This window comes from Pseudomonas sp. dw_358 (assembly GCF_018449655.1).
Taxonomy (GTDB): domain Bacteria; phylum Pseudomonadota; class Gammaproteobacteria; order Pseudomonadales; family Pseudomonadaceae; genus Aquipseudomonas.
Genome location: NZ_JAAVUX010000010.1, coordinates 44,651 through 61,157 on the forward strand (window position 1 = coordinate 44,651; position 16,507 = coordinate 61,157).

The window sequence follows — 16,507 nt, forward strand, 5'->3', positions numbered from 1 at the left end:
GGCGCCTCTCCGCGTGCCGGCTTCGAGATTGACGAAAGGAACCAGCAATGGCGTATGGACATTTCATTGGCAGAGGGGACAAGACCAGCTGTGGCGGCACCGTGCTCGAGGGCGCCGACACCGTCATGATGTTTGGCCTGCTCCAGAGTCGCGAGGGCGATGCCGTCAGTTGCGGCGCGGATGGGCAGCCATATCAGATCCTGGGTGGCATCGACTCTAGGATGACGGGTGGGCGCCGGGTGGCAGGCACGCTGGACAGCGTCAGCAGTTGCCCGTGCCAGGCGCGGTTGCTGGCGTCGAGCACCCATGCTCAGTATGAGTCGGCGTATGACTTGCCGGCGAGTGCGCGCAGTGACGCCCCAGGGGTTGCATCTGAGTTGCCGCCCTCGGCCCCCTCTTCCTCGGCGCCACCGCAGTCCCGCAACCCAGTTCTAACCTTATTCCTCATCGATATTTAAAAAAATATTTTTATACCGATAGTATCTTTCACTATAACGCTGCCCTCCTCACCCCGCCCTGGTACCGAATCATGCCTGCCTCCAGAAAACTCTCCCTGGCCACCCTGCTCGGCTCGGCCATCGCGTTCGGCACCCTCTTCAGCGCCTCGGCGATGGCCGCCGGACTGCTGGAAAAAGGCCGCAGCAGCGGCCTGACCGCCGGCATCGCCAACGAGCAGCCTTACGCTTACATCGGCACCGACGGCAAGATTACCGGGGCCAATTATGAAGTGCTGTTGGCGATTCTCAAGCCGTTGGGCATCACCCAGGTGGACACTCCCATCAGTGACTTCGGCTCGCTGGTGCCGGGGCTGGCGGCCAAGCGCTTCGACCTGATCGGCGCCGGGCTGTTCATCACCCCGCCGCGCTGCAAGGTGATCGCCTATTCAAACCCGGTGACCCGTTCGGGTGGCGCCTTTATCGTCAAGGCCGGTAACCCCTTGAACCTGCACAGCCTCAAGGACGTCGCCGCCAACGGCAAGGCGCGCCTGGCTACGCAACCGGGCTCCAATCAGGTGCAGGAAGCCAAGAGCGCCGGGATCAGTGAGGCCAACGTCTCCCTGTTCGACAAGGACAATGAGGCCTTGGCGGCGTTGCAGGCCAACCGGGTGGATGTGGTGTATTTCCCTGACGCAGAGATCATCGGCCTGCTGCAAAAAGCCAATGACCCATCGGTGGAACGTGCCCTGCCCTTTGAGCAGATCCCCGACGCCAGCGGCAACCCGACCTGGAATTATCACGCCTACGGCCTGCCGAAGAACGACCCGGCCTTTGCTCAGGCCTTCAATGAACAACTCGCCAAGCTGCGCGCGTCCGGGGAGTTACTGAAGATCCTGCAGAAATACGGCTACACCGAGAACGAGCTGCCGGCCACGGACATCACTGCCGAGCAACGATGCTCGCTCTGACTTCACCCAAGCCACCCCCCAGGCCTCAAACCCACACGAGTACAGGTCATGTTCACCGACGGCACCGTGCTGTTTATCGCCCGACAACTGGGACAAGGCGCCTGGGTCACCCTGCAGATCACCGCCCAGGCCGAGGTCCTCGTTCTGGTGCTGGGTTTTGCCATCGCCTTGATGCGCCTGTCGCGCTGGCGTGCGTTACGCTGGGTCGCCACCGTCTATGTGGAACTGCTGCGGGGCATCTCGGCGCTGGTGTTGCTGTTCTATCTGTTCTTCATTCTGCCGCTGTTCGGCATCACCCTGGCGCCGATGACCACCGGGGTGATCGGCCTGGGGCTGACCTTTTCCGCCTACGGCTCGGAGATCATCCGGTCGGCGCTGGTGAACGTGAGTGCGGGCCAGCGGGATGCAGCACGGGCGCTGGATTTTCCGCCCGGTGCGGCCCTGCGGCGGATCATCCTGCCTCAAGCGCTGCCGTTCATGATTCCGCCGCTGGGCAACCAACTGGTGGAATTGCTCAAGACCACGTCGCTGGTGTCGCTGATCACCCTGACCGACCTGACCTTTGCCGGTAACCAATTGATCACCACCCTTGGGCGGCAGTCGTTGATATGGAGCATCGTGCTGCTGTGCTATTTCGCCATGGCCTGGCCGTTGAGCGCGCTGGTGCGCCGCTATGAACGGCACAGTACGGCCTGGCGGCGGCCGGAGCACTGACATGGATTTCGACTTCCAACTGGCCTGGTCGATTGTGCCGGACTTGCTCAAAGGGCTGCTGGTCACGGTGCGGGTGGTCATCCTCGGTTTCGTCGTGGCCACGGTGCTGGGCATGGCGGTGGCGCTGTTGCAGCGCAGTCCCTCGAGCATCGTGCGGCGCCTGTGCGCGGGCTACCTGAGCTTTCTGCGCAACACGCCATTGATGGTGCAGCTCTATGTGCTGTTCTTCGCCCTCCCCCAGGCCGGGATCACCCTGCCGCCCATCAGCACCGGCGTGCTCGGCCTGGGCCTGTATTACAGCGCCTACATCGCCGAGGCCTGGCGCGGCGCCATTGACGGTATCGATCGTGGTCAGTGGGAAGCGGCGTCGGCGCTGGACATCGAGCGCAGCACGACCTGGCGGCGAATTATCCTGCCCCAGGCGCTCAAGCCGATGCTGCCAGTGCTGGGCAACTACCTGATCGGCATGTTCAAGGAAACACCGCTGCTGGCGGTCATCACCATCCCGGAACTGTTCCAGGCGGCCAAGCAAGTGGCGGGCCTGACCTATCACTACAACGAGCCCTACACCGTGATGGCGCTGCTGTTCCTGCTGATCAGCGTGCCCACTTCCCTGTTCTTCAAGTACCTGGAAAAACGCAGCCATGCCGCCTGACGCACGCACTCGCCCACAGATTCGCCTGACTCAGGTAGTCAAGCATTTCGGCGGCGCGCCGATCATCGACCACCTGGACCTGAGCATTCCCCAGGGTCAGAAAGTGGCACTGATCGGCCCCAGCGGCTCGGGCAAATCCACGATACTGCGCTTGATCAAGGGGCTGGAAACCTACCAGCAAGGCAGCATCGAGGTGGCCGGTGCGCCGGTGCCGGCGCCGCCCCATGGCTGGCGCTGGCCGTTGAGCCGGCGCCAGCCGGTGGTGCATCGGGTGGGCATGGTGTTCCAGCAGTTCAACCTGTTTCCCCACCTGACCGTGCTGGACAATGTCATGGAAGCGCCGGTGCAGGTGCTGCGCCTGAACCCGAGCGAGGCGCGCAGCCGTGCCATGACCTGTCTGGAGCAGGTGGGCCTGACCCACAAGGCCGCTGCCTACCCTGCCAACCTGTCGGGCGGCCAGCAGCAACGGGTCGCCATCGCCCGCGCCTTGGCCATGCGCCCGCAGGTATTGCTGTTCGACGAAGTGACCTCCGCGCTGGACCCGGAGCTGGTGGGCGAGGTACTGGAGGTGATTCGCAACATCGCGCACGAACAGCAGACCACCATGTTGCTGGTCACCCATGAAATGAATTTTGCCCAGGACTTTGCCGATCGGGTGCTGTTCATGGAGAGTGGGAGGATCATTGCCGATGGCAACCCGGAAGAGATTCTGGTCAACCCGCAGGATGAGCGTACCCGGCGTTTCCTCAATCGCGTGCAGGGCCATTAACCATCAGCTGCGCCTCATGAAACACTGTGTTACTTTCTCTTTTTTATCAGTGGGTTGATTCCAGAACCTACCGCTTTACATCAAGAGAAAAAATGCGCATTCGATCTGCTGTCCTGACCTGCCTGCTCCTCGTCACCCCCGCCCTGCACGCCGAGACGCGTATCGGCACCTGGAACCTGGAACACCTCAGCGTGCGTCCCAACAAGGACTTCGCCGCCATTGCCAAGGTGGCCGCCAACGTCGACTTTCTTGCGGTGCAGGAGTTGATGAGCGAAGACGCCCTCGACACCTTGGCCCAGGCCTTGAGCAAGCAGACCGGCCACCACTGGAGCGCCATGTCCTCCAGCGCCGTAGGCCGTTCTTCCTATAAAGAGATGTACGGCTTCGTGTGGCGCGACGACGCGGTGGCCTACGCCGACGGCGCCGTGACGTATCTGGACCGCGACAAGGCCTTCGCCCGAGACCCCTACTCGGCGCGCTTCAAGTCCTTGAGCGATCACACCGATTTCGTGGTGGCCACGGTGCACATTCTGTACGGCAAGCACAAGGCCGACCGCGCCGGGGAGATCACTGCGCTCTCGCAATACTGGGCCTGGCTGGGAGACACCTACCACGGCAACAGCCATTTGCTGCTGATGGGGGACTTCAACACCCCGCCGACCTCGCCGGCCTGGGACAACCTCGACCAATCCGCCCGGCCGTTGCTCACCGAGGGGGCCAGCACGCTCTCCACCACGGACGGCAAGTTCGCCAACCTGTACGACAACATCTTCATCGCCAAGGCCAGCACCATCAAGATCAACACCGTACAGATCTTCGCCTATCCGAAGTTCCTCGGCCTGACCCATCAGCAGGCCCGCGCCAGTGTTTCAGACCATGCGCCCTTGTTTTTACACGCCCAATTGGGTAGCCCCCTGGCGATGGGAAGACCGTCTGCCCGAAACTAGTGGCCAAACGTTACCATCTGTCAGAGAAAGCTTTTGGCGCGCCGATTCCTTGCGAAAATGGGCGGATCATCAAAAGAGAACGCCCAATGCAGCAGCCTGACACGACATTGTCCATAAGCGCCGAAGATGAAGCCTACCAGCGTATGCAGCGTGCCTACGTCGAAGTGGCCACCGAAATCCGCAAGCAAGCGGCCGCTGCGGGTATTGCGGTGAATGCTGCCTATATCGGCTCGGACATCTATTGCGTGAGCAACTTGACCAGCGACCTGCTGATTTTCCCGGTGCATGACCTGGAGAATGGCGAGCTGCGCGACTTGCACCTGCCCAAGCATGTGGAAGGCTTGAGCCATTACGAAATCGTCGAGTACACCCAGCAGGCTCGGCAGTGGCTGGAAACCGCCATCACCCTGTGTGTGCCGCAGCCGTTGGTGGATGAGCAGTACCGGCAGATGCTTGACGAGATGGCTTGACCGAACATTATTCTTGACGGCTCTGATCATACTGTTTGACATAATAAACGCCTGTGGCAGGCTAGCACTTAGGCTTTGACCAGAAAACGGGCCGCCCTGGCCCGCCACAAGGTGACTTATGTCAAGCAGCACCCCGAACAAAGAACACCCAACCCTTCGAAAACCGGTGGTCCTCATGTCCATGGGTACGTCGGTACGCAAAGGCCACGCCTACCAGGTCATGACCCACAAATACATCACCCCGCTGGTGGAACTGGCCGGTTGCTTGCCGGTGCTGGTGCCGACCTGCTGCGGGATTGATGACCTTGCGCACTATCTGGACATGGCCGACGGCGTCTACCTGACCGGCGCCGGGAGCAACATCGACCCTGCGCTGTATGGCCAGGACAACCTGACCCCGGGCAAGGCCCAGGACCGCGAGCGCGACCAGTTCGACTTGCCGTTGATTCACGCTGCCATCGCCCGCGGCCTGCCGATCTTCGGCATTTGCCGTGGCATGCAGGAGATCAACGTGGCACTGGGCGGCGACCTGTACCAGAAGGTCTACGCCGAGCCGGGCTTCAATGACCACCGGGAAAACCCCGACGCTTCGGTTCAAGCCCAATACGCCCCCGCCCATAGCGTGCAGATCACCGCCGACAGCTGGCTGCATCAGGTGCTGGGGACCGCGCGCATCGAGGTCAATTCGCTGCATGGCCAAGGGCTCAAGACCCTCGGAAAGGGCCTGGAAGCCATCGCTTACGCCGACGATGGCCTGGTGGAAGCCATCCACGGAACGGGCTTGAGCTCGTTCCTCCTCGCAGTGCAATGGCACCCGGAATGGCAAGCCAGCAGCAATCCCGATTCGGTGAAGTTGTTCCAGGCCTTTGGCCAAGCCTGCCGGGCACGCGTCGCGGGCCAGAGCAAACCCGTGGAACAGGCTGCCTGAATTAGCGCAAAGGGCGGAAAAACGCCCTGATCTCTTCGGCCAGTGCCTGGGGTTGCTCCAGGGCGGCGAAGTGGCCGCCGCGCGCCATGACGGTCCAGCGCTGCAGGTTGTACACCCGCTCGACCCATGAACGCGGCGGCATCGGCAACTCGGCAGGAAACTGCGCCACTCCCAGCGGCGGCAACACCCGCTGGCCGGTGCTGAAATGCAGCGGGCGGCGGCGCCCTTCCACGTAAAGGCGCATGGACGAGCCGATGGTCCCGGTGAACCAGTAGAGGCTGATGTTGGTCAGCAGATCATCCATTGACACAGCCTGTTCCAGCTCGCCCTGACAATCACTCCAGGCCTGGAATTTCTCGGTGATCCAGGCCGCAAGGCCCGCTGGCGAATCGTTCAGGCCCACCGCCAGGCTTTGCGGTTTGGTCCCCTGAATCTGGCCGTAGGCCCCCTGCGTCTGGCTCCACTGGCCGACGTGATCCAGAAACGCCTGCTCATCAGGGCTGATGGGGGCGTGCCCGTCACCCAGCGGTGGGCGGTAGGAACCGGGTATGAAGTTCAGGTGCAACCCCTTGATCCGGTCGGCATGACGCCAGGCCAGCCAGGTCGCCACCCCCGCGCCCCAATCGCCCCCTTGGGCCCCGAACCGCTCATACCCCAGCGCGCTCATCAGCTCGGCCCACAGGTCGGCGATCTCGTACGGGCCAGTCCCCGCCGACACCGGCGCCGACGAAAAACCATAACCGGGCAGCGACGGCACCACCACATCGAAGGCATCCCGAGGATCTCCCCCGTGAGCACCGGGGTCAGCCAGCAGCGGCACAATGGCCTGCATCTCGACAAAGGAACCGGGCCAGCCGTGGGTCAGGATCAGCGGCAGCGGCGCGGGGCCCGTACCGCGCTGGTGAATGAAATGCACCTGTTGCCCAGCGTGCTCGGCGATGAACTGCGGCAGCCGGTTAAGCCGGCGTTCCTGGGCGCGCCAGTCGAAGCCGTGCTGCCAGTGGTGCAACAGCCGACGCAGGAAGTCAGGGGCGGTGCCCTCCTGCCAGCCGGCGCCCTCGATGGCAGGTGCCAGACGGGTTCGGGCCAGGCGCTGTTGCAGATCGTGCAGCGCCAAATCATCGACGTGCACGGTAAACGGCTTGATCTGCATTCCGATTTCTCCCTCAAGCGACTGATAGCGCTGGTAATAATCGACGCCGTCGATAGAAAACAGTGCATTTGATCATTTCCTTTTACCGGCGCTTTGAGCGATGATCCGCGCGCTTCGATCCAAGGACCCCCGAGTCATGAAAAACCTTCTCGTTTTCCTGCTGCCAATGGCGTTGCTGGCCGGCTGTGCCATTCGCCCAAACGCGCCGTCCGTGCAGTTTAATAGCAGCAAGACGCCGGCTGAATTCGCCGACTGCGTCTACCCCAAATGGCAGGCCATACGCCCTGGCACGCAGATCACCGAGCACCGCAACCTGGTGACCCTGACCGCGCCCAGCGACGTCGCCGCCGATCAGATCCTGGAAGCCCACAAGACCAACACCGGCACCCAGGTCTCGCTTTATTTGCGCGGGCCGATCGGGCACTCGCGCTTGCAGAAAGCCGCGCACGAATGCCGCTGATGCAGCCCGTTCAAAACCACCGGTCATTGCGCTTGCGCCCACGGGTCAGCATCGGCAGGATCAAACCTGCCAGCAACCCGGCCCCGGCAATGCCGCCCCCATAGACCATGTACCGCATCAACACCTGCTTGTTCTCGTCGCCCAATTGCGCCTGCACCGTGCGCACCTCACTCTGGGCCGCGGTCAATTGCGCATCGATGTCCTTGTTGTGGGCCTGCAGTTCGTCGATCAGCTTTTTGCGCGTATCCAGGGTTTCCTGCATGCCCTGAACACGAGTTTTCCAACTGTCATCGATGGTTTTGAGCTGGTCGTTCAATTCGGTGACTTGCTGGGTCAACTGCGGTAGGCGCTCGGTGGGGCTTGGTTGTTCCTGCAGGTTGGCGCTGGGCAGCCAGACCGTGTCCCCGGACTCGCCACGTATCTGACTGTAGTCGCCCTGGGTGCTGATCAACTGTACCTTCTGCCCGGATTTGACCATGCCGATCACCCGGTAGCCGTCGGTGGGACCACTGCGCACGATGGTGGTCAGGTTATCGCTGATCCAGCGGTCGGCTTCGGCGCCATGGGCATTGCCGGTGAGCAGCAGGCCGCCGGCCAGCAGCGAGGAGAATGGCAGCAGCCGAGAAAACAGACGGGAAAGAAAGGGCATGGTTGATCTTCGCGTGAATATGAAAATGAAGGCCCGGATGGTTGGGCCGTAGACAAGGCGCACTCAGCACCTTAAAGGCAGGTCGCAGCAACTGCCTGCTGACAGACCGTAAAAATGGCCCCAGGTTCATTTCCCCAGGGGCGACAGCTTGCGCGCATCGCCACTGGCACGGCAGGGCCGATGTGATTTAATAGCCGCCGGCGCGAGGCGGCCCGCACGGGGCAGCCCTCACATTGACAGAACATAAGGCGGTTATGGATACGGGTGCACGGCTTAAACTGGTTCGAGAACGGCATCAGCTTTCCCAGCGCGAGCTGGCCCGTCGCAGCGGCGTGACGAACGCCACCATCTCGCTGATCGAGCAGAACCGTGTCAGCCCCTCGGTCAGCTCGCTGAAGAAACTGCTGGAGGGCATCCCCATGTCCCTGGCGGACTTCTTCAGCTTCGACGCTCCGCCGCAGCAGGAGCCCTACGTGTTCCGCGCGGGCGAACAACCGGACCTCGGCCGTAACGGCTTGCGCCTGTTGCTGGTGGGCGCGCCAGTGCCGGGTCGGCAGATGCGCTTTCTGCGCGAGGTCTATGCCCCGGGCGCAGGTTCCGGCGAACCCATCGTGCACAGTGAAGGAGAGGAGTGCGGCCTGGTCACCCGTGGCGTGATCGAGATGACCGTGGACGGCGCCGTCAGTGTGCTCCACCCCGGTGACGGCTACTACATCCCCACCACCCTGCCCCACAGCTTCCGCAACATCGGCGCAGATGAAGCCGAGATCATCAGCGCAAATACACCGGCGAATTTTTGATTCGAATTCGGCCGAGGAACCCCAGCGCGGCCATCGCGGGCAAGCCCTGCTCCCTCAGAGCCACTTCAATGCCGGGTTGGCCTATACCCTCAGGCTTGCCGGCGACGGCCGCATTGCGGTGTCGCGTGATATATCCATATGACCTTTCAGCCTTGGACATAATTCGTTAAGAGCATATAGATTTCCCTAATATATTATCTACAAGCATATTAGGAATCCCATGCCCGGCTTGCGCAACGGTCTCTGCATCGCCCTTCTATCCCCTCTCCTGCTGACCGCCTGCGGCGACGGCACCCAGGACAAAGCGGTGGCCGCCGCAGCCACTGGCCAACCGGCGGCCGGCGGCAATCTGTCCATCGCCGTGGCCGGGGAACCGGTGTGTTTCGACCCGCACCGCTCGGGCCAGCAGAACTCGTTTCTGATCATGCGCAACTACATCGACTCACTGGTGGGCAAGCAGGCCGACGGCTCCTTCGTGCCTTGGCTGGCGAAAAGCTGGGACATCTCGCCGGATGGCAGGACCTACCATTTTGTGCTGCGCGACGACGTCACCTTCAGCAACGGCGAACCGTTCGACGCCCAGGCAGTGAAAGCCAATTTCGACTGGGTGGCCAACCCGGCCAACACCGCCATGGCCGCCACCTTCATGGAGTACTACCTGCGCACCGACGTGATCGGCCCCCATGAGGTCAACATCGTGCTGAGCCGCCCAGACTCCTCGATGCTTGAATCATTCTCCAGCGTCAAACTGGGCTTTATCGCACCCAAGGCCCTGGCCAGCGCCCCCGATCTGTGCGGCGGTGGCCCGCAACTGGTGGGCACCGGGCCGTTCGTGTTCGACCAATACCAGCGCGGCCAGTCTGCACGCTTCGTCAAGAACCCCCATTACCAATGGCCCCCCGCCTACGCCAGCCACCCGGGACCGGCCTACCTGGACTCGGTCACCTACCGCTTCCTCCCCGAATACGCTGTGCGGGCCGGGGCGCTGACCTCAGGGCAAGTCGACGTGATCGAAGGTGTGCAGCCCACCGATATCCCGCTGTTCAAAGATGCCCCCGGTTTCCAGTACCTGGTGGGGCCGTCAGCAGAAACCTCGTTCACCCTCAACGTGAACTATACCCACGGACCAGCCACCGACGTGCGCGTGCGCCAGGCCCTGCGTGACGGCTTCGACGTCGATGCGGTGGTCAAGAACATCTACCTGGGCACCGTGCCCCGCGCCTGGTCCGATATCGGCCCGGACAACCCCGACAGCAACAAGGCCCTGGCCCACACCTGGGGCAACAACGTTGCCCACGCCAATCAGCTGCTGGACGAGGCCGGCTGGACCGGCCGCGACAGCGAAGGCTACCGGACCCAGGGCGGCCAACGCCTGCGCATCGAGGTGGGCTTCCCACAACCCTATGTGCGGGATAACCGCGACCTGCTGATTCAACAGATCCAGGCGGCGGTGAAAAAGAACATCGGCCTGGATCTGGACCTGCGCATCATTACCGGCGGCGAGTTCGCCAAGAGCCGTGTCGACGGCAGCTGGAACATCTACCCCAACACCCTCAACCCGTCGGACACCGCGCTGTCTCTGCGCGACGTGCTGGGCCGCACCGGCTTCTACAGCGGCGTGCAGGACAAGATCGACCCGCAGATTGCCGACGGGATCGACAAGGCCCGCGCGACTTCTGACCTCAACGCGCGGCGGCCGATCCTCGCACAGATCCAGCAACGGGCGGTGGAGCAGGCTTACATCGTGCCGCTGTTCGCCCCCAGTTTTCAGCTGGCGGCCAAGGACAGCGTCCATGGGCTGAGTTTCGAGGCGCAGCTGGACTCGCCGTCCAACTTCCATGACGTGTGGACGCAGCACTGATGTGGCGGCCGATCCTGACCCGGTTGCTGAGCAGCCTCGGCGTGCTCTGGCTCAGTGTCAGCAGCGCCTTCGTGGCGCTGCAGTGCCTGCCCGGACGCATCGAGGACATCCTGGCCGGCGACACCCAATACCCCGGCATGCGCGAAGCCATCATTCGCGAGTGGGGCCTGGACCGTTCCCTGCCCGTGCAGTACCTGGACTTTCTTGGACGCCTGCTGCACGGCAATCTGGGCACCTCCTACATCATGCGCACGCCGGTGGCCGAGCTGCTGCGCTCGCAACTGTGGCCCACCTTGCAACTGGCGCTGAGCGCCGGGGCCCTCGCGGTGGCGCTGGCGATCGTCGTCGGCGTCGCTACCGCCGGGCGCCGCCCGCGCTTGCGCTGGGTGGCGTCAACGGTAGAGCAGGTAGCCACCTCGACGCCGGTATTCTGGGTCGGCATCCTCTTGTTGATGCTGTTTTCCTTTCACTGGCACTGGTTTCCAGTGTCTGGCGCGGTGGGCTGGCGCTCACTGGTATTGCCGGCGGTGACCCTGGCCCTGCCCTCGGCGGGGATTCTTGCCCACGTGCTGCGCGAGGCCATGGAACAAGCGCTGGAACAACCTTTCATCACCACCGCCCGCGCCCGCGGCCTGAGCGAAACCGGGCTGCGCTACCGCCACGTGCTGCGCCACGGCCTGCTGCCCATCATCACCTTGGGCGGCTGGCTGGTGGGCGGATTGCTGGGGGGCGCGGTGATCACGGAAAAGGTCTTTGGCCGGCCGGGGCTGGGCACCGTGACGCTCAATGCGATCACGGCGCAGGACGTGCCGGTGGTCCTCGCGGTGGTCCTGATGGCAGCGTTCATCTACGTCATGATTTCGACCGTGCTGGACATTGTTTGCCTGTTCATTGACCCGAGGTTGAGAAATCGATGAGTACCGTACCCGTGCATGCGAGCCTGTCACGGCCTTCCGGCGCCCTTGCGGTGGCAGCGGCGGGCGGCTTCTTGTTGCTGGTGCTGCTGGCCATGGTCGCGCCGCAGCTGTTCAGCCACTACGACCCGTTGGTCGGCGATGTGACCCAAGGCCTGCAACCGCCCAGCCTGGAGCACGGGTTCGGCACCGATCGGCTGGGCCGTGACGTACTCGCCCGCGTTCTGCACGGCGCCCGCTATTCCGTGCTGATCGGCCTGGCCGGGATGCTCATCAGCCTGGTGCTGGGGGTGTTGCTGGGGTTGGTCGCCGGTCTCAAGCATCGTTGGCTGGACGAGATCGCCTCACGGGTGTTCGACGTGCTGTCGGCCTTCCCCCATGTCCTGCTGGCGCTGCTGGTGATCGCGCTGATCGGTCCGGGGCTGTTCCATGTGGCGGTGGCCATCGGTATCGCCGGCATTCCCAAGTTCGGGCGCATGGTACGCAGCCAGACCCAGCTGGTGCGCGAGGCCGATTACGTGCGCCACGCCGTGCTGTACGGCCAGAGCGGGCTACGCGTGTTCTGCCGGCACCTGCTGCCCAACGTGCTGGTGGCGATCCCGACCCTGGCCACGCTGGACATTGGCAGTTCGATCATGGCGGTGTCGGGCTTGAGTTTTCTCGGCCTTGGGCCTCAGCCACCCACCCCGGAATGGGGCGTGATGCTCGCCGAAGGCCGCGACGTGCTGCGTATCGCCTGGTGGCCCAGCGTCTTTCCCGGGGTCAGCATTACCGTGACCGTGATCGCCTTCAGTGTGCTCGGCAAACACCTGCAACGTCGTTTCGAGGGTCGTCAGCCATGAGCCTGCCATTAGTGGACATAGACAACCTGAGCATCGGCTTTGCAGGCAGCGAGCCGCTGGTGCGCGGGGTCAGCTTCAGCATCTGGCCGGGGCAGTGTGTGGCGCTGGTGGGCGAGTCCGGCTCAGGCAAGAGCCTCACCGCACGCAGCCTGCTGGGGCTGGCGGGCGACGGCGCGCAGGTCCGAGCCGAGCGCTTCGAGCTTGCCGGCCGCGACGCGCGCCAGTATGGCGAGGCCGACTGGCGTGACCTGCGCGGTACCTTCGCGGGGCTGGTGATGCAGGATGCGCTGGTGTCGCTGGACCCATTGCGCACCATTGGCCAGGAAGCCGCCGAAGTCATCCTTGAGCATCAATTGCAGGGTCGTCACGGCACTGTCCGGCAGCGGGTGGAACGTCTGCTGGAGGAAGTCGGTATTCCTGACCCGGCCCGACGTGCCCGGCAATACGCGCATGAGCTGTCGGGCGGCTTGCGGCAGCGTGCGCTGATTGCGGCGGCGATTGCCGGCGACCCACGGCTGATCATCGCCGACGAGCCGACCACGGCGTTGGATGCCACGGTGCAGAAACAGGTGATCGCGGTGCTCGGTGAACGGGTCCGTGCCGGTGCCGGGCTGCTGTTGATCAGCCATGACCTGGCGCTGGTGGCGCAGATCGCCGATTGGGTGTGCGTGCTGCATCAAGGCAACGTGGTAGACGCCGGCCCGGTGGCACAGGTGCTGCGCAACCCTGCGCATCGTTACACCCGACAGCTGCTGGCGGCGACTCCGTCGGCGGCTTCCCGAGGTCAGCGCCTGAGTTCAGCGCGCTTTCTTGCTGCCGGCAACGGGCTGATCCTGCGTGACAGCCACGCCGAGCGTCAGGTCGCCGACGAAGAGGTGCTACGGGTCGAGGGGATCAGCAAGCGCTACCGGCCACGCGGCTGGTTCGCCGCGAAAACGGCAGGCTTCACCGCACTGGATCAGGTGTCGTTCAGCGTGCGCAAGGGCGAGGTGCTGGGCATTGTCGGCGAATCCGGCTCGGGCAAGAGCACGTGCGCCAACATCCTCCTCGGCTTGCTGGAACCGGACGAAGGCCAGGTGCACCTGCTCGGCCAGCGTTGGAGCGGCATCGACGAGGCCCGTCGCCGGCCGTTGCGACGGCAGATGCAGTACATCCCCCAGGACCCATTGAGTTCGTTCGACCCGCGCTACAGTGTGCAGCGCCTGGTCGCCGAAAACCTCGCACCGGGTGTCGACAACCCGCGCCAGGCGGTCATCGAGTTGTTGCAACAGGTGGGTTTGAACGCCGACTTCCTTGAGCGACGACCGCGCTCGCTGTCCGGCGGTCAACGCCAACGCATCGCTATCGCCCGCGCCTTGGCGGCCAAACCGGCGCTGATCATCTGCGACGAGCCGGTGTCGGCGCTGGATGTCTACGTGCAGGCCCAGGTGCTGGACCTGCTCGCCGAACTGCAAGCGCGGCATCAACTGTCGCTGGTATTCATCTCCCATGACCTGGGCGTGGTGCAGCACGTCAGCGACCGCGTGCTGGTGTTTCATCAGGGTCGGGTCGTGGAGCACGGCGATGTCGAAAGCCTGTTCGCCAACCCCGAACATGCCTACACCCGGGAGTTGCTGTCCGCCTTGTGAAAGCTTTCAGGGGGCGGGTGCAGATCGCAATTGCGCCCGGCCTTGGCCACTTGGCCGGGCACTTCGTGGCCCAGCAAGGCCGGCAGCTGACGCGACAAGGTCAACAAGTGAGGCAGGTCGATACCCGTGGCGATGCCCATTTCCTCGCACAGGTTCACCAAATCCTCGGTGCAGATGTTGCCGGAGGCGCCAGGCGCAAACGGGCAACCGCCCAGGCCGCCCAGGGCCGCATCGAAACGTCGGGCACCCACCTCGTAGGCCGCCAGCACGTTAGCCAGGCCCAGACCCCGGGTGTTGTGAAAGTGCAGGGTCAAGGCCGACGCCGGCACGCGTTGCAGCACCCGGCTGACCAGACCGCGGACCTGGCGCGGATTGGCCATGCCGGTCGTGTCGGCCAGGGTCACGCCGTGCAGGCCCAGTTCCAGGTAAGCGTCCACCAGCGCGATCACTCGGTCTTCGCTGATCGCGCCTTCGAACGGGCAACCGAACGTGGTGGCAATCGAACCGTTGAGGCTCAGCGTGGTGCCTTGAGCCAGCCGCACAATGTCGCCGAACGCCGCCAGCGATTGCTCCGGGCGCATGCCCATGTTGGCCAGGTTGTGGGTCTGGCTGGCCGAAAGCACCAGATTCAGCTCGTCGGCACCCGCGGCCAAGGCCCGTTGCGCGCCTTTGAGGTTGGGCACCAGCGCCACGTAGATCACCCCGGCGGTACGCTTGAACGAGCGGAACACCTCGTCGCCGTCGCGCAACGCCGGGATGGCTCTGGGCGACACGAAGGAGCCGGCTTCGATGCGCGAAAACCCGGCCCTGGAAAGCGCTTCGATGAGGGCGACCTTGTCGGTGGTTTCGACCCAGGTCGGTTCGATCTGCAAGCCGTCGCGAGGGGCGACTTCCTGAACAATCAAATGCTCGTCGTTCATCACTGCACCACTCCCGCCGCCTTCAGGCCCAGAATCTGCGCCTCGGTCAGGCCCAGGCCGCGCAACAGGCTGTCGGAGTGCTGGCCCAGACTCGGCCCTGGCCAGTTCACCTCGCCGGGGGTGTCGGAAAGCTTCGGCACGATGCCTGGCATCTTCACCGCTGCGCCGCCTGGCAACTGACTGTCCAGCAGCATGCCACGGGCCTGGTAGTGGGGGTCGGCGACGATGTCGGCCACCGAATAGATGCGCCCGGCAGGCACTTCGGCCGCTTCCAGGGCCTGCAACACCTGCTCGATCAGCAGGCTTGCGCTCCAGGCGGCAATGGCGTCGTCGATCAAGTCGCTCTGAGCAGCACGGCCATCGTTGTGGGCAAAGCGCGGGTCGTCGCGCAGGTCGGCGCGGCCGATCACGCTCATCAGGCGCTTGTAGATCGGGTCGCTGTTGCCGGCAATCACCACGTAGGCGCCTTCCAGGGTCGGGTAGGTGTTGGACGGCGCGATGCCCGGCAGCGCACCGCCGCTGCGCTCGCGCACATGGCCGAGCATGTCGTACTCGGGGATCAGGCTCTCCATGACGTTGAACACGCTTTCCACCAGCGACACGTCCACCACCTGACCGTCGCCCTGCCCGGTCTTGACCCGCAGCAGGCACATCAACGCGCCCATCACCGCGTGCATCGAGGCCATCGAATCACCCAGACTCACCCCCATGCGCGCCGGCGGCGAACCGGGGCTGCCGGTGGTGTAGCGAATCCCGCCCATGGCCTCGCCGATGGCGCCGAAGCCGGGGCGGTCACGGTACGGGCCGGTCTGGCCGTAGCCGGAAATGCGCACCAGGGTGAGTTTTGGGTTCAAGGCATGCAACACATCCCAGCCCAGCCCGAGCTTTTCCAAAGCGCCGGGGCGCAGGTTCTCGATCAGCACATCGGCGCTTTCGGCCAGTTGCTTGATGATGGCGATGCCCTCGGCGGACTTGAGGTTCAGCGCCAGCGACTTCTTGTTGCGCGATTGCAGGTACCACCACAACGAAGTGCCTTCATGCAGCTTGCGCCACTTGCGCAGTGGGTCCCCCTGCCCTATGGACTCGATCTTGATCACCTCGGCGCCGAACTCGGCCAGCAGGCGGGCGGCGAACGGCGCGGCAATCAGGGTGCCGATCTCGATCACGCGAACTCCGTTGAGGGGGGCAGTCATGGGGGGCCTCTATTGTTGAAGGTATGCCAGCAGTCAGGTCACTGAGGGCTGAAGTGTAATGGAGGGTCTGGACAGAAGACACTGCCACCCTGACAGCCAGCCACTTCAGCACCGCCGAGAGCGATCGCGTGTTCGACAGCCCATCGCCGCTCGCAGTTGCTCACACGCCCATTCTCAGGCAGCCTTCAGCCTCTCTTCT

18 protein-coding genes are annotated in these 16,507 nt (G+C 63.8%); 14 read left to right on the forward strand and 4 right to left on the reverse strand.

Going from position 1 to position 16,507, the window contains the following annotated elements:
- The first annotated feature begins 47 nt into the window (after positions 1 to 47).
- The 8 genes from HB675_RS15870 (at position 48) to HB675_RS15905 (ending at position 5,888) form a co-directional block, all read left to right on the forward strand.
- Positions 48 to 458, forward strand: a complete 411-nt coding sequence (locus HB675_RS15870; RefSeq protein WP_213879291.1) for a PAAR domain-containing protein — start codon at positions 48 to 50, stop codon at positions 456 to 458.
- Between the two features lie 71 nt (positions 459 to 529).
- The gene (ehuB, locus tag HB675_RS15875) at positions 530 to 1,405 is read left to right on the forward strand and encodes an ectoine/hydroxyectoine ABC transporter substrate-binding protein EhuB (RefSeq protein ID WP_213879292.1); all 876 of its coding nucleotides are present in this window, start codon (positions 530 to 532) and stop codon (positions 1,403 to 1,405) included.
- Positions 1,406 to 1,453: 48 nt separating this feature from the next.
- Complete coding sequence (ehuC, locus tag HB675_RS15880) at positions 1,454 to 2,119, forward strand: ectoine/hydroxyectoine ABC transporter permease subunit EhuC (protein ID WP_213879293.1); 666 nt, start codon at positions 1,454 to 1,456, stop codon at positions 2,117 to 2,119.
- A 1-nt stretch (position 2,120) separates the two neighbouring features.
- The gene (gene ehuD / locus HB675_RS15885) at positions 2,121 to 2,774 is read left to right on the forward strand and encodes an ectoine/hydroxyectoine ABC transporter permease subunit EhuD (protein WP_213879294.1); all 654 of its coding nucleotides are present in this window, start codon (positions 2,121 to 2,123) and stop codon (positions 2,772 to 2,774) included.
- Positions 2,764 to 3,543 (forward strand): amino acid ABC transporter ATP-binding protein, encoded by a 780-nt coding sequence (locus tag HB675_RS15890; RefSeq protein WP_213879295.1) that lies wholly within the window; start codon positions 2,764 to 2,766, stop codon positions 3,541 to 3,543. The genes ehuD and HB675_RS15890 overlap by 11 nt, the downstream gene beginning before the upstream one ends.
- Positions 3,544 to 3,635: 92 nt before the next feature.
- Positions 3,636 to 4,490, forward strand: a complete 855-nt coding sequence (locus tag HB675_RS15895) for an endonuclease/exonuclease/phosphatase family protein (RefSeq protein WP_213879296.1) — start codon at positions 3,636 to 3,638, stop codon at positions 4,488 to 4,490.
- An 86-nt stretch (positions 4,491 to 4,576) separates the two neighbouring features.
- Positions 4,577 to 4,960: a hypothetical protein gene (locus HB675_RS15900; protein ID WP_213879297.1), complete on the forward strand. Its 384-nt coding sequence runs from the start codon at positions 4,577 to 4,579 to the stop codon at positions 4,958 to 4,960.
- A 118-nt stretch (positions 4,961 to 5,078) separates the two neighbouring features.
- Entirely contained in the window at positions 5,079 to 5,888 is an 810-nt protein-coding gene (locus tag HB675_RS15905; RefSeq protein ID WP_213879298.1) for a gamma-glutamyl-gamma-aminobutyrate hydrolase family protein, read from the forward strand.
- A 1-nt stretch (position 5,889) separates the two neighbouring features.
- Here the strand turns inward: HB675_RS15905 and HB675_RS15910 are convergent, their stop codons facing one another.
- Positions 5,890 to 7,041 (reverse strand): epoxide hydrolase family protein, encoded by a 1,152-nt coding sequence (locus HB675_RS15910; protein ID WP_213879299.1) that lies wholly within the window; start codon positions 7,039 to 7,041, stop codon positions 5,890 to 5,892.
- Positions 7,042 to 7,177: 136 nt separating this feature from the next.
- Between HB675_RS15910 and HB675_RS15915 the strand changes: the two genes are divergently transcribed.
- Positions 7,178 to 7,501: a hypothetical protein gene (locus tag HB675_RS15915; protein ID WP_213879300.1), complete on the forward strand. Its 324-nt coding sequence runs from the start codon at positions 7,178 to 7,180 to the stop codon at positions 7,499 to 7,501.
- Positions 7,502 to 7,511: 10 nt separating this feature from the next.
- On the opposite strand, the gene HB675_RS15920 is transcribed toward HB675_RS15915, so the two are convergent.
- A complete protein-coding gene (locus HB675_RS15920) occupies positions 7,512 to 8,150 on the reverse strand; it encodes a TIGR04211 family SH3 domain-containing protein (protein ID WP_213879301.1) in 639 nt (212 codons plus the stop codon).
- 254 nt (positions 8,151 to 8,404) lie between these two features.
- On the opposite strand from HB675_RS15920, the gene HB675_RS15925 reads away from it, so the two are divergent.
- The 5 genes from HB675_RS15925 (at position 8,405) to HB675_RS15945 (ending at position 14,195) form a co-directional block, all read left to right on the forward strand.
- The gene (locus HB675_RS15925; RefSeq protein ID WP_213879302.1) at positions 8,405 to 8,950 is read left to right on the forward strand and encodes a cupin domain-containing protein; all 546 of its coding nucleotides are present in this window, start codon (positions 8,405 to 8,407) and stop codon (positions 8,948 to 8,950) included.
- Positions 8,951 to 9,170: 220 nt separating this feature from the next.
- On the forward strand, positions 9,171 to 10,811 hold the full coding sequence (locus HB675_RS15930; protein WP_213879303.1) for an ABC transporter substrate-binding protein: 1,641 nt from the start codon (positions 9,171 to 9,173) through the stop codon (positions 10,809 to 10,811).
- The gene (locus HB675_RS15935; protein ID WP_213879304.1) at positions 10,811 to 11,728 is read left to right on the forward strand and encodes an ABC transporter permease; all 918 of its coding nucleotides are present in this window, start codon (positions 10,811 to 10,813) and stop codon (positions 11,726 to 11,728) included. The genes HB675_RS15930 and HB675_RS15935 overlap by 1 nt, the downstream gene beginning before the upstream one ends.
- A complete protein-coding gene (locus HB675_RS15940) occupies positions 11,725 to 12,567 on the forward strand; it encodes an ABC transporter permease (protein ID WP_213879305.1) in 843 nt (280 codons plus the stop codon). The genes HB675_RS15935 and HB675_RS15940 overlap by 4 nt, the downstream gene beginning before the upstream one ends.
- Positions 12,564 to 14,195: an ABC transporter ATP-binding protein gene (locus HB675_RS15945; RefSeq protein ID WP_213879306.1), complete on the forward strand. Its 1,632-nt coding sequence runs from the start codon at positions 12,564 to 12,566 to the stop codon at positions 14,193 to 14,195. The genes HB675_RS15940 and HB675_RS15945 overlap by 4 nt, the downstream gene beginning before the upstream one ends.
- Here HB675_RS15945 and HB675_RS15950 read toward each other — a convergent pair.
- Positions 14,165 to 15,115 (reverse strand): hydroxymethylglutaryl-CoA lyase, encoded by a 951-nt coding sequence (locus tag HB675_RS15950; protein WP_213879307.1) that lies wholly within the window; start codon positions 15,113 to 15,115, stop codon positions 14,165 to 14,167. The two genes, HB675_RS15945 and HB675_RS15950, sit on opposite strands and share 31 nt — an antisense overlap.
- A complete protein-coding gene (locus HB675_RS15955) occupies positions 15,115 to 16,308 on the reverse strand; it encodes a CaiB/BaiF CoA-transferase family protein (RefSeq protein ID WP_213879308.1) in 1,194 nt (397 codons plus the stop codon). The genes HB675_RS15950 and HB675_RS15955 overlap by 1 nt, the downstream gene beginning before the upstream one ends.
- Positions 16,309 to 16,507: the final 199 nt, after the last annotated feature.

Bases quoted from the DNA above. Each gene is read 5' to 3' on its own strand.
- HB675_RS15930 (WP_213879303.1), top strand. From the start codon at position 9,171: ATGCCCGGCTTGCGCAACGGTCTCTGCATCGCCCTTCTATCCCCTCTC.
- HB675_RS15910 (WP_213879299.1), bottom strand. From the start codon at position 7,041: ATGCAGATCAAGCCGTTTACCGTGCACGTCGATGATTTGGCGCTGCAC.
- HB675_RS15870 (WP_213879291.1), top strand. From the start codon at position 48: ATGGCGTATGGACATTTCATTGGCAGAGGGGACAAGACCAGCTGTGGC.
- HB675_RS15950 (WP_213879307.1), bottom strand. From the start codon at position 15,115: ATGAACGACGAGCATTTGATTGTTCAGGAAGTCGCCCCTCGCGACGGC.
- HB675_RS15895 (WP_213879296.1), top strand. From the start codon at position 3,636: ATGCGCATTCGATCTGCTGTCCTGACCTGCCTGCTCCTCGTCACCCCC.
- HB675_RS15915 (WP_213879300.1), top strand. From the start codon at position 7,178: ATGAAAAACCTTCTCGTTTTCCTGCTGCCAATGGCGTTGCTGGCCGGC.
- HB675_RS15900 (WP_213879297.1), top strand. From the start codon at position 4,577: ATGCAGCAGCCTGACACGACATTGTCCATAAGCGCCGAAGATGAAGCC.
- HB675_RS15925 (WP_213879302.1), top strand. From the start codon at position 8,405: ATGGATACGGGTGCACGGCTTAAACTGGTTCGAGAACGGCATCAGCTT.
- ehuD (WP_213879294.1), top strand. From the start codon at position 2,121: ATGGATTTCGACTTCCAACTGGCCTGGTCGATTGTGCCGGACTTGCTC.
- HB675_RS15905 (WP_213879298.1), top strand. From the start codon at position 5,079: ATGTCAAGCAGCACCCCGAACAAAGAACACCCAACCCTTCGAAAACCG.
- ehuC (WP_213879293.1), top strand. From the start codon at position 1,454: ATGTTCACCGACGGCACCGTGCTGTTTATCGCCCGACAACTGGGACAA.
- HB675_RS15935 (WP_213879304.1), top strand. From the start codon at position 10,811: ATGTGGCGGCCGATCCTGACCCGGTTGCTGAGCAGCCTCGGCGTGCTC.
- HB675_RS15955 (WP_213879308.1), bottom strand. From the start codon at position 16,308: ATGACTGCCCCCCTCAACGGAGTTCGCGTGATCGAGATCGGCACCCTG.
- HB675_RS15940 (WP_213879305.1), top strand. From the start codon at position 11,725: ATGAGTACCGTACCCGTGCATGCGAGCCTGTCACGGCCTTCCGGCGCC.
- ehuB (WP_213879292.1), top strand. From the start codon at position 530: ATGCCTGCCTCCAGAAAACTCTCCCTGGCCACCCTGCTCGGCTCGGCC.
- HB675_RS15920 (WP_213879301.1), bottom strand. From the start codon at position 8,150: ATGCCCTTTCTTTCCCGTCTGTTTTCTCGGCTGCTGCCATTCTCCTCG.
- HB675_RS15945 (WP_213879306.1), top strand. From the start codon at position 12,564: ATGAGCCTGCCATTAGTGGACATAGACAACCTGAGCATCGGCTTTGCA.
- HB675_RS15890 (WP_213879295.1), top strand. From the start codon at position 2,764: ATGCCGCCTGACGCACGCACTCGCCCACAGATTCGCCTGACTCAGGTA.